Origin of the sequence: Micromonospora sp. S4605 (assembly GCF_003176715.1) — a bacterium.
Taxonomy (GTDB): domain Bacteria; phylum Actinomycetota; class Actinomycetes; order Mycobacteriales; family Micromonosporaceae; genus Micromonospora; species Micromonospora echinaurantiaca.
On the sequence record NZ_QGSW01000446.1, the window covers coordinates 1 to 11,454 of the forward strand.

10 protein-coding genes and 1 pseudogene are annotated in these 11,454 nt (G+C 71.6%); 7 read left to right on the top strand and 4 right to left on the bottom strand.

Features of this window, described 5'->3' with window-relative positions; genetic code table 11:
* Positions 1–279 (top strand): tachylectin-related carbohydrate-binding protein (locus DLJ47_RS33760; protein WP_158289931.1); only part of this gene is annotated, 279 nt, incomplete at its 5' end.
* 122 nt (positions 280–401) lie between these two features.
* On the opposite strand, the gene DLJ47_RS33765 is transcribed toward DLJ47_RS33760, so the two are convergent.
* The 3 genes from DLJ47_RS33765 to DLJ47_RS33775 form a co-directional block, all read right to left on the bottom strand.
* Positions 402–2,828 carry a M14 family metallopeptidase gene (locus tag DLJ47_RS33765; protein ID WP_109906227.1) on the bottom strand — a complete coding sequence of 809 codons (2,427 nt, stop codon included), beginning with the start codon at positions 2,826–2,828 and terminating at the stop codon, positions 402–404.
* 300 nt (positions 2,829–3,128) lie between these two features.
* On the bottom strand, positions 3,129–3,770 hold the full coding sequence (locus tag DLJ47_RS33770) for a LysE family translocator (protein ID WP_109906229.1): 642 nt from the start codon (positions 3,768–3,770) through the stop codon (positions 3,129–3,131).
* A 3-nt stretch (positions 3,771–3,773) separates the two neighbouring features.
* Complete coding sequence (locus DLJ47_RS33775; RefSeq protein WP_109906231.1) at positions 3,774–4,520, bottom strand: metallophosphoesterase; 747 nt, start codon at positions 4,518–4,520, stop codon at positions 3,774–3,776.
* Positions 4,521–4,614: 94 nt separating this feature from the next.
* Between DLJ47_RS33775 and DLJ47_RS33780 the strand changes: the two genes are divergently transcribed.
* The 4 genes from DLJ47_RS33780 (at position 4,615) to katG (ending at position 9,160) form a co-directional block, all read left to right on the top strand.
* Positions 4,615–5,220, top strand: a complete 606-nt coding sequence (locus DLJ47_RS33780; RefSeq protein ID WP_109906233.1) for a CGNR zinc finger domain-containing protein — start codon at positions 4,615–4,617, stop codon at positions 5,218–5,220.
* 236 nt (positions 5,221–5,456) lie between these two features.
* Complete coding sequence (locus tag DLJ47_RS33785) at positions 5,457–6,482, top strand: DUF7507 domain-containing protein (protein WP_109906235.1); 1,026 nt, start codon at positions 5,457–5,459, stop codon at positions 6,480–6,482.
* Between the two features lie 94 nt (positions 6,483–6,576).
* Positions 6,577–6,930 carry a transcriptional repressor gene (locus DLJ47_RS33790; protein WP_109906237.1) on the top strand — a complete coding sequence of 118 codons (354 nt, stop codon included), beginning with the start codon at positions 6,577–6,579 and terminating at the stop codon, positions 6,928–6,930.
* A 31-nt stretch (positions 6,931–6,961) separates the two neighbouring features.
* Positions 6,962–9,160 carry a catalase/peroxidase HPI gene (gene katG, locus DLJ47_RS33795; protein ID WP_109906239.1) on the top strand — a complete coding sequence of 733 codons (2,199 nt, stop codon included), beginning with the start codon at positions 6,962–6,964 and terminating at the stop codon, positions 9,158–9,160.
* A gap of 233 nt (positions 9,161–9,393) precedes the next feature.
* Here katG and DLJ47_RS37380 read toward each other — a convergent pair.
* Positions 9,394–10,257: pseudogene (locus DLJ47_RS37380) on the bottom strand (low temperature requirement protein A); the annotation flags it as partial.
* 298 nt (positions 10,258–10,555) lie between these two features.
* Between DLJ47_RS37380 and msrB the strand changes: the two are divergent.
* Together msrB and msrA are read left to right on the top strand one after the other, a co-directional pair.
* Positions 10,556–11,020: a peptide-methionine (R)-S-oxide reductase MsrB gene (msrB, locus tag DLJ47_RS37825; RefSeq protein ID WP_167192067.1), complete on the top strand. Its 465-nt coding sequence runs from the start codon at positions 10,556–10,558 to the stop codon at positions 11,018–11,020.
* On the top strand, positions 11,017–11,325 hold the full coding sequence (gene msrA, locus DLJ47_RS33810) for a peptide-methionine (S)-S-oxide reductase MsrA (RefSeq protein ID WP_199236116.1): 309 nt from the start codon (positions 11,017–11,019) through the stop codon (positions 11,323–11,325). Before msrB ends, msrA begins: the two co-directional genes overlap by 4 nt.
* The last annotated feature ends 129 nt before the right edge of the window (positions 11,326–11,454 follow it).

Below are 11,454 nucleotides of genomic sequence, written 5' to 3' on the forward strand. Positions count from 1 at the left end.
CTGCGCTACGTCGACGCCTCCCAGACCGGCGGCGGCGACGTATCCAACCCCCAGATCATCGGCCAGGGCGGCTGGCAACAGTTCCGGTTCCTGTTCCCCGGCGCCGACAACGTCATCTACGCCGTCGACCAGGCCGGCCGCCTCCTGCGCTACGTCGACGCCTCCCAGACCGGCGGCGGTGACGTATCCAACCCCCAGATCATCGGCCAGGGCGGCTGGCAACAGTTCCGGTTCCTGTTCCCCGGCACCAGCAACGTCATCTACGCCGTGGTCCCCTGATCGGCACGACTCACCCGCATCGGCGTCTGCGCCGCCCGGCCGCGCCGACGCGTGGCGCGGCGGGGGTGTACGGGGTCGGCAACCCCCGCACACCCCCTGTGCGCGATGTTCGATGGTGCGCCCTACGGCAGGACGGCTGCGCCCTTGCGGTAGTTCTGTCCGTTGCCGTCCGGACGGTAGTTGTTCTCGACGTTGCCCGCCGAGTCCACCGAGAACCAGTGCACCGGGGTGCCGGCCGGGACGGTCAGCGTCTCCCCGCCCTCCCGGATGCCGGCGGAACCGTACAACGTGGAGGCATATGTCGGGGCGGCCCGGTCCAGGGTGTAGAAGACCGCGGCCGGCTCACTGGTCTCGAAGGTCACGTTGACCATGCCGGGCGTGGAGCTGGGCGCGACCGTCAAGGTGCTCTCCGGCCGCTGCTTGTCCTTGGCGAAGTCCCGGGCCACCCGCATCAGCTCGACCAGCCCGTTGGCGAACTCCATCGCCTCGGCGTGCGCCTCCTCCCACTCCGGCTGGAAGGACGTGCCGACCTCGAAGTTCCACGCGTAGATGCCGTACTTGTACCAGAGCATGTCTCCGGAGTTGCCGGCCGCCGAGTAGAGCACGTCGGAGATCGGGCCGGTCCGCGCCGGGGTGACCGCCATGTTCCGGTGCCGCTTGATGGCGCTCAGGATCCGGGCGGAGGCGCCCCAGAACGCCGACTCCTCGGCGAGGGTCGGCCGCGGCGCCGACACCCGGTCCGGCAGCGCGTACGCACCCGGCGACCACATGAAGTAGTTGCCGGAGGAGTGCAGGTTCATCGAGAACCGGATGTTCGGGCGGGCGGCCAACCAGTCCAGGTTCCGGTTCTCCGGCTCGGACAGCTCGCTCGGGCCCGCGTAGGTGCCGCTGGTGCAGCTCGACGACGCGCCCGAGTAGCCGTCGAAGAGGCTGTACTCGGTGTAGTTGCGGTTGTTGTCCACACCCCACGAGTTGCGGGCCAGGAAGTCCGCCGAGCCGGTCAGCGGGCAGTGGTTGGTCATGTTCTTGCGCTGCGAGTTGAAGTCGTAGAAGGAGTAGTGCCCGCCGTCCGGGTTGACCGACGGCGCGATCCAGATGTCGAGGTTGTTCAACAGCTGCTTGGTCTGCCCGTCGTGGCCGTAGTTGCGCAGCAGCCGCTCGGCGGTCTCGATGGTGACCAGCGGCGGCACCCACTCCCGGGCGTGCTCCTGGGCGTAGGCCAGCACGCCGAGCTTGGATCCGTCGCGGTGCTTGCCGATCCGGATCGCGTACACCGGGTGCGGTTCGCGGGAGACGCTGGCCGGCGCGCTCAGCCCGTCGGTGAGCTGGGTCCGCGCGGCCGGCGCGACCACGCCGGTGCCCGGGCTGCCCCGATAGGTGTACGCCCGCAGCAGCGACCCGGCGCCGGCGTTGAGCGCCGCCACCACCTGCGCGGCGGTGCTGGTCACCGCGCCGGCGGAGTCGGTGCCCAGGGTCACCCGCACCGCCGAGCCGGTGACGCTCACCGACAGCGGCGTGTTCGGCGCCCCCGGGTCGGCGAACTCCACCGAGACGGCGTTGCCGCCCTCGTGGCCCCAGGCCAGCGAGTCGACCGCGACCCGGCTGGCGGTGGCGGTGCCGAGCACCGCCTGCGCGTGCCGCCGGTAGCCGTTGGTCTTGTACGGCAGCTCGACGATCTCGGCTAGGTCCGGGAACTCGGCGGCCAGCTGGTGGATCCGCGCGTACAGCTCGGTGGGGGTCAGGTAGCTGGTGACGAAGTCCTTCTGGTAGCCGGGCCCCTCCGGGCCGTCGCCCGGGGTCGGCAGCCACTCCTTGACGGTGGCGATGGCCACGTCACCGGTCGGGCTGGTGATCCGGATGCGGTCCGGCCGGGTGGTCACCGTCGCGGCGCCGCGGTGGTACAGGTAGACGCCGGCGTCGACGAAGCGGGAGATGGTCTGCGTACCGCCGGAGCCGAACGCGGTGCCCGGGCCGCTGTCGCGCTCGACGGTGAGCGGCGTGCTGGCCGTCTGGCCCTGCGCCCACTTCGCCTCCACGGACAGGATCTGGCTGGTGCCGGAGGTGTAGTAGTCCGCGCGGATGATCTTGACGTCGGAGACGTCCAGCGCGGTCGGGTCGGACGCGGCGGCGGCGAACTGCCGGTTGTCCGCGGCGTGCTCGGCGATGGTCGCCGCCCGCTCGGCCACCCGGGCCTGGGCGTCGGCGGGCCGGTGCAGCACCTCGCCGAGCCGGAACCCGGCGGCGGTCAGCGCCGCGCCCTCGCTGGCCGTGATGACCGCGTGCGCGACGACGCCGTCCTCGGTGCGGGCGACGTGGTGGTCGAGGTCGACGCCGGTCGCGACGAGCGCGTCCAGCTGGGCGGTGTCGGCAAGCAGCACCTCGACGACGTTCGCCTCCTCGTCGCCGACCCGGACCAGGTCGACCGAGGGAGCGGCCGGCGGCGCGGTGGCCGAGGCCGGGCTGACCAGCAGCACCACGGCCATGGCCCCGGCCAGCGCGGCGGGGAGCGGAAGGCGGCGTCGCCACCGGGGACCTAGGGGATCACGCATCTGTCGACCCTTCTGTTTCTCGGCATGGGTGACCGAACGAGCTGGCCGAGGGGCCCCGCCCGGGGTACGCGGCTCCGCCCCGTCGGTCGCGCGCCGCGCCCGCGGCGTCACGACCCGGTGAAAGGAAGGTGATGGTGTCCGGTTGCGGCGGACCGGCGCTGCCCGCATCGCCGAGTTGCGGAAGCGCCGTCGATCTGGTGGACGAGTGGCTGTTCCGTGGCGGTCGGTGGACTGAGGCAATCCTCAGTGTCGACAAAGTGGTCTGTCAATCCTCCGGTAAGGTCCGGCGCCGGGTACCGGTCAGTTCAGCGCGGACCGTACGCCCAGCCCGACGAGGACGCCGCCGGTGACCCGGTCCAGCGCGCGGCGCACCCGTTCGGTACGCAGCAGCCGCGCGGCCGCGCCGGTGACCGCCGTCCAGCCGGCCAGCCAGCCGGTGTGCAGCACGGCGTGCGCGGTGGCCAGCAGCAGCATCGGCACCAGCACCGGCCGCGACGGGTCGAGGAACTGCGGGGCCAGCGTCAGGTAGACGGCCGCCGCCTTCGGATTCAGCACGTTGCCAAGCAGTCCCTGCAGGTAAGGATGGCGGACCCGGCCGGCGAGCCGACGCCAGCCGGCCCGCGTGGTCGGCGGTTCGGGCGCGGCGGGCCGCCGGCGGGCGGCGGAGACCAGCAGCCAGCAGCCCAGCCCGACGAGATAGCCGGCGCCGGCCAGCTTGACGACCCAGAACGCCTGCGACGAGCGCAGCACCAGCGCCGCCAGCCCGGCCGCGGCCAGCGCCGCGTGCAGGTAGATCCCGGTCACCGTACCGAGGATCACCCACCAGCCCTGACGCCGGCCGCCGGCGCCCACCCGCGAGACGACCAGCGCGAAGCTGGTGCCGGGGGTGAGCGTGATCGGCGCGACGGCAAGCGCGAAGCCCAGCATGGCCACCCCGGTCACCGGTCAGACCACCACCCGGTAGTGGGTCGTCAGCAGCCCGGAGTCGTCGTACACGTGGAAGGCGATCCCGGGCGGTTGGAGCTGGTCGGTCAGCCTCCCCTCGCCCTCCCACGGCATCCGCAGGGTGGAGACCACCCCGGGCGCGATCCGCAGCGGGCGGCCGGCGAAGGTGCTCGCCGCGGCCGTGTGGAAGTGGCCGGTCAGCACGGCGACGATCTGCGGATGGGCGGCCACCAGCTCGGCGAGCGGGTCCGCGGGCAGCAGCCGCATGTCGTCGATGACCGGGTGGTGCAGCGCGACCGGCGGGTGGTGGAAGGCGAGGAAGACCGGGACGTCGGCCGCCACCGAGGCGAGCTGCTCGCGCAGCCAGCCCATGGTCTCCTCGTCCAGGTGGCCGTCGTCGCGGCCGGGGATGCTGGAGTCGGCGAGCAGGAAGGTGGCGCCGCCGACGTCGTGCCGGCTGTTGATCGGCCCGTCGCCGCCGTCGGCCTCGCCCAGCAGTCCCCTGCGGTACGCGTCGCGCACGTCGTGGTTTCCCGGGCAGACCAGCACCGGTCGCGGCGAGGCGAAGAGCTTGCCGGCCAGCTCGTACTCGGACACCTGCCCGTGGTCGGCGATGTCCCCAGTGATCAGGATGGCGTCCACCGGACGGGCCAGATTGTGCAGGTGGTCCATGACCCGGGCGGTCCGCTCCGCCGAGCGCGGGTGGTCGTCGAGGTGGGTGTCGCTGAGGTGCGCGATGGTCAGCACGATGCCCCCTAATGGGTTGCGGCGCTCTTGGCGTTAGGGACGCTACACTGGCCCTCTGAAGATCCACAAGACGGCACGCGACGACGGAGGTTCGATGTCTGTCCAGCTCACGCTCGCCCTGGCCGGCACCATCCGGCACGACGGCAACGGCGGCGTGACCGACGACCTCGCCGAGACCGCCGGGCTCGCCCGCTGGCTACGCGACCAGGCCGAACCGCTGCGCGGCTACGACCACGACCTGGCGCCGCCGGCCGACCTGCCCGACGAGCAGACCCGGCTCGACGTGGTCGCGCTGCGCCGGGCCGTCCGCACGCTGCTCGCCCGGGCGGTCGCGCCGGAACCGCCCAGCCGGGCCGACCGCGCCTCGCTGCTCACGCCGGCCGAGGCGGTGCGCGAGCTCAACGCCGCCGCCGGCCGGCTGCCCACCAGCCCCCGACTGCACTGGCCGGACGACGCGGCGCCGACGCTCACCCGGCACTCGGGCCCGGCCGAGCCACGGCTGCGGCTCACCGCGACCCTGGCCCGCGCCGCCATCGACTTCCTCGCCGGGCCCGAGCGGGCACAGTTGCGCGCCTGCCCGGCCCCGCGCTGCGTGCGGTACTTCGTCAAGGAGCACGCACGCCAGCAGTGGTGCAAGCCGTCCTGCGGAAACCGCGCCCGGGTCGCCCGCCACTACCAGCGCCAGCAGGCCGGACGGTAGCCGCGGGCCGACCCACCGGAGGTCACCGCGGCGGGGCGCTGACTGACCGCTTACTCCGCGCACCGTACCCGCGAATCCCCTGCCGGGTGCGGGATTCGGCGCATCACTGAGTCCGTGGACAGCTGTCCAGGGCGGGTCCGTCCACCATGCGAGGGATTCCCGCCCGCTCGACGTGACGGGTCCCGGCAGCGTTCGTTGCCCCCGGTACCAACCATCCACGTACACGGGGGATCTACATGAGCACGACATCTGCGTCGCGCAGACGGATGGGCATCGGCACGCAACTGGGCGCCGTCGCGGTGCTGGCCGGCGGCCTGCTGCTCACGGCCGGCTCGCCCGCGGTCGCCGGGCCGAAGCCGGAACCGAAGCCGAAGTTGGAGCTGACCAAGACCGGAACGCCGGCCAAGGACCTGGAGGCCGGCGACAAGGTCACCTACACCTACACGGTGACGAACAAGAGCACCGGCACGGACCACCCGATCACCAGCATCACCGTCACCGACGACACGGTCACCGGCATCGTCTGCAAGGGTCACTCCGGGCCGGCGGCCGAGGACGCGAAGCGCCTCGACCTCGAGCCGGGCGAGAGCGCCACCTGCACCGGCTGGTACACGGTCACGAAGAAGGACGTCAAGGCCGGCAAGGTGGTCAACACCGCCTGGGCGAAGGGGTGGTTCCACCGGAAGAAGGTGATGTCCAACAAGGCCGACTTCACCGTCAAGACGAAGGACGAGCGGGCGAAGGCCCGCCTGTGGCTGGACAAGAAGGCCCGCGTCGAGTCGGACTGCCGCAGCAAATGCGAGAAGGACGGCTACGCCGCCAAGGGTGACAAGATCTTCTACAGCTACCGAGTGACCAACACCGGCACGGTGACCATCAAGGAGATCGCCGTCCACGACAAGAAGGCCGGACCGGTGGTCTGCAAGAAGACCTGGCTGCACCCGGGCGCGAGCACCGACTGCCACGCCCTCGAGCCGCACGTGGTCACCTGGGAGGACGTCAAGGCCGGCAAGATCGTCAACACCGCCTACGCGACCGGCGAGCACGACAAGAAGAAGGTCGTCTCCAACCCGGCGACCGCCACCGTCTGCATCCGGGGCGGCAAGTTCGACCACCGGCACGACGGCAAGGACGACCCGGAGCTGCCGGTCACCGGCGACGACAGCACCGGCGTCCTGTCCCTGGGCGGCGGTCTGCTGGCCGCCGGCGCTCTCCTGCTCGGGGTCAGCCGGCTGCGCCGCACGGCACGCGACCAGGCCTGACCGACGGAGCGACGACCTCCGGGCACCGCGTGCGGTGCCCGGAGGTCGTCGTATCCGGAACGGCGGCGCGCCGCGCGCGCCATCCGGCTTCTGGATGCAGTCAAGTAAGAAGTCGGGCATACTGCGCACCGTGGCCACCTCGGACGTCGAGCGCGTGCGACGCGGGGCCATGCTGCGCCGGACCCGTCCGCGGCTGGCCGTGCTGTCAGCGGTGCGCGCGCATCCGCACGCCGCCGGCGTCCCGATCTTCGTGTCGAGGTCACGGGTCGGCGACGACCACCACCACATCGTGTGCCGGTCGCGCGTCGTCATCGCCGACGTCGACTGCGCCGTCGGCGGGGCACCCTGCCTGACCGCGTCCGACCACCAGGGCTGCTCGGCCGACCAGGCCGGGGTCACCGACCGCGAGGTCTGCGCGTCCCGGGTCGCGGCGCCAGCAACCAGTTGACCGAAACGCAACCGACAGGAGAAGGACCGACGTGCCTGAGCGCGGCAGCGAGAGCGAGAACCCGGCAATCCCCTCCCCTACCCCGAAGCCGAGTCGGCCGAGGGCCAACCAGGACTGGTGGCCGAACCAGCTGAACCTGCAGGTTCTCCACCAGCACTCACCCCGGGCCAACCCGCTGGGCGAGTCATTCAACTACGCGGAGGAGTTCAAGACCCTCGACGTCGAGGCGCTCAAGCGGGACGTCTTCGAGGTGATGACGACGTCGCAGGACTGGTGGCCGGCGGACTACGGCCACTACGGGCCGCTGTTCATCCGGATGAGCTGGCACTCCGCCGGCACCTACCGCATCGAGGACGGTCGCGGCGGTGGCGGCGACGGTGCCCAGCGCTTCGCCCCGCTCAACAGCTGGCCGGACAACGCGAACCTCGACAAGGCACGCAGACTGCTCTGGCCGGTCAAGCAGAAGTACGGGCAGAAGATCTCCTGGGCCGACCTCCTCGTCTTCGCCGGCAACTGCGCGCTGGAGTCGATGGGGTTCAAGACGTTCGGCTTCGGCTTCGGGCGCGAGGACGTCTGGGAGCCCGAGGAGATCTTCTGGGGGCCCGAGGACACCTGGCTCGGCGACGAGCGCTACAGCGGCGACCGGGAACTCGCCGCTCCGCTGGGCGCCGTCCAGATGGGGCTGATCTACGTCAACCCGGAGGGGCCCAACGGCACCCCGGATCCCCTCGCCGCCGCCCGGGACATCCGGGAGACCTTCCGCCGGATGGCGATGAACGACGAGGAGACCGTCGCACTCATCGCCGGCGGCCACACCTTCGGCAAGACCCACGGCGCCGCCCGCGCCGACCAGTACGTCGGCCCGGAGCCCGAAGCCGCCCCGCTGGAGGCGCAGGGCCTGGGCTGGAAGAACAGCTACGGCAGCGGCAAGGGCCCCGACACGATCACCAGCGGCCTCGAAGGCGCCTGGACGCCCACCCCGATCACCTGGGACAACAGCTTCTTCGAGACGCTGTTCGGGTTCGAGTGGGAGGTCTGCGAGAGCCCCGCCGGCGCCAAGCAGTGGCGGCCGAAGGACGGCGCCGGGTCGGACGCCGTGCCCGCCGCCCACGACCCCTCCGTCCGGTACGCCCCGATGATGGCGACGACCGACATCGCGCTGCGCGTCGACCCGACCTACGAGCCGATCTCGCGGCGCTTCCTGGAGAACCCGGACCAGTTCGCGGACGCGTTCGCCCGGGCCTGGTACAAGCTGCTGCACCGCGACATGGGACCGGTCTCGCGCTACCTCGGTCCGTGGGTGCCGGAGCCGCAGCTGTGGCAGGACCCGGTACCGGCGGTCGACCACGAGCTGATCGCGGGCGCGGACATCGCGGCCCTCAAGAGCACGATCCTCGCCTCCGGACTGTCCATCCCCCAGCTCGTCCGGACCGCGTGGGCGTCGGCGGCGAGCTTCCGCGGCACCGACATGCGCGGCGGCGCGAACGGGGCCCGGATCCGCCTCGAGCCGCAGCGGAACTGGGAGGTCAACGATCCGGCCGAGCTGGCCACGGTGCTGCCGGTCCTGGAGCGGATCCAGCAGGACTTCAACGGCGCCCAGTCCGGCGGGAAGCGGGTCTCGCTGGCCGACCTGATCGTCCTGGCCGGCTGCGCGGCCGTCGAGCAGGCCGCCCGGAACGCCGGGCACGACGTGACGGTGCCGTTCTCGCCCGGGCGTACCGACGCCTCGCAGGAGCAGACCGACGTCGAGTCGTTCACCGTGCTGGAACCGAGGGCGGACGGGTTCCGCAACTACCTGCGCGCCGGGCAGAAGCTGTCGCCGGAGACCCTGCTGCTGGACCGGGCCAACCTGCTGACGCTGACCGCGCCCGAGCTGACCGTCCTGATCGGCGGCATGCGGGTCCTCAACGCCAACGCGGGACAAGCCCCGCACGGCGTCCTCACCGACCGGCCGGAGACGTTGACGACCGACTTCTTCCGCAACCTGCTCGACATCGGCACGGAGTGGAAGGTCTCCAGCGAGACCGAGAACGTGTTCGAGGGCCGGGACCGCGCCACCGGCGAGGTCCGGTGGACCGCCACCGCCGTCGACCTCGTCTTCGGCGCGAACTCCCAACTCCGCGCCATCGCCGAGGTGTACGCCGGCGCGGACGGGCAGGAGAGGTTCATCCGGGACTTCGTCGCGGCGTGGGTCAAGGTGATGAACCTGGACCGGTTCGACCTCTCCTGATCCGCAACGGGCCCCGGTCCTCGGTGACCGGGGCCCGCCCGTCGCCCCGGGGCGGAATCAGCCGGGGTGCCCGCGCAGCGCCGGCCGGGTCGACCGTTCGCCGAGCAGGTCGCCGACCACCACCGCGGCCAACACCAGCAGAGCGAGGCTGGTGACCAGTACCGGTGGCCAGCCACCCACCCACGGTGCCGCGACGGCCAGCACCAGCAGCCCGAGCACCCGGTGCCCGCCAGCATCACCAGATGGGTGTACGGCGCCAGCCGGGTCGCCCGCCGCAGCAGGTGGGCGGCGAGCGTCCACAGGATGGCACCGGACCCCAGCACGTAGATCTGCCAGAGCAGCAGCATGGTGAGGAAGGCGACGAGGAACGCGGCCAGCCGGGCGGGGGTGAACTCCGCGGTGCTGATCTTCAGGGTCGGCGCCAGGATGATGTCGCCGAGCGCCAGGATGACGAACTGCTGGTACCGCTCGCCCAGGTGCGCGGTCGTCTGCTCGTACTGCCCGAGCGGTACCCGGCCGAGCCAGGGTGTGGGGTAACGCGCCGCGGCCGAGACGTAGTCGATCGCCACCGCGGTGGTCCAGAACTCCCAGCGCGGCGCGCCGGGCAGCAGCGCCCCGACGATCCAGCAGACGCCGGAGATCAGAAACCAGAAGAAGAAGCGCGCCGCGCGCCCCTTGGCCTGATGCCGGTGCCGGTGCCGGCGCTGGTGCTGGTGCAGCACCCCCACCAGGACCAGGCCCCGGACCACGTGGGGAGTCACGTATCCGACGGCGAAGACCAACGCGTGCGCGGCGGAGCCGAGCGCCGCCGCCGTCACCACGGCACCGAGCGCCGTCACCATGAGGATGGCCTGGATCGGGCGCTGGTCCGGGTCGTAGAAGTCGGTGGTGGTCGAGGTGATCGACCAGGTCCACCAGATCGCCATCAGCATCAGCACGACCGGCCCGACGCCGGCCCACGAGTCCCGCTCGGCGATCAGCATCGAGATCAGCGCCAGGGCGGCCACGAAGACCACGTCGAAGAGCAGTTCCAGCAGGGTGGCCCGGTTCGACGCGTTCGGCCGGCGCACCAACTCGGTGCTGCCCCCGGTCGTCATGCCCGGCCTCCCCGCCGCCCGTCCCACCCGGTCGCGGGCGATGCCGGCGCCGCGGTGCGCGCCGGACCGCCGGCCGGACGTACGGCCAGCCGGGCGCCGCGCCCGGGAGGATTATCGGCGCCGCCGGGACGGCCCGTCTCAGGAACGGAAATTCCGGACATCGGCCTCGCCCCGCTCAACCCGGCGGCCGCGGGCGGGACGGCGGTTAGTCGACCGCAGGCGGGGTACGCGTCGGAGCGCGCGTGCAGGCCCGTTGACCCGGCACTTCCTGCCGACGACCGATCCGAGAGGAACGACGGTGTCCGAGTACCGCAAGAGCGCCGAGGCGATCTCCCGGCTGTCGCCGGACCAGTACCGGGTCACTCAGGAAGCCGGCACGGAGCCGGCCTTCGACAACGCGTACTGGGACAACAAGGAGCCGGGCATCTACGTCGACGTGGTGTCCGGGGAACCGCTGTTCACCTCAGTGGACAAGTACGACAGCGGCACCGGCTGGCCGACCTTCAGCAAACCGATCGATCGGCGGAACGTGGTCGAGGTGCAGGACTCCAGCCTCGGCATGTTCCGCATCGAGGTTCGGTCGGCGCACGGGGACAGTCACCTCGGGCACGTCTTCGACGACGGTCCCGTGGAGACCGGCGGGTTGCGGTACTGCATGAACTCGGCGGCACTCCGGTTCATCCCGCGCGACGACCTGGAGCGCGAGGGCTACGGCGAGTACCGCACGTTGTTCGATCACCCGGACGGGGAGCGGAAGCGATGACTGAGACCACCGAGAAGGCGATCCTGGCCGGCGGCTGCTTCTGGGGCATGCAGGACCTCATCCGCAAACGCCCCGGCGTGCTGGACACCAGGGTCGGATACACCGGCGGGGACGTGCCGAACGCGACCTACCGCAACCACGGAACCCACGCCGAGGCGATCGAGATCGCCTACGACCCGGCGAAGCTCTCCTACCGGGACCTGCTCGAGTTCTTCTTCCAGGTCCACGACCCGACCACGAAGAACCGTCAGGGCAACGACGTGGGCCTCAGCTACCGAGATGCGGGCCAGTGTTCCGCCCTTTAGGGCAACGCCGTGAAGTTAGGCGTGTGGGCTGGTAGGCAAGTGCCTCGATACGGCCCCTGACATGCAGGAAGCGGAGCTCCGGTAGAAACGGCTTGTCCGCCAAGACAACCGCTGCTGTGGGAGCTCCGC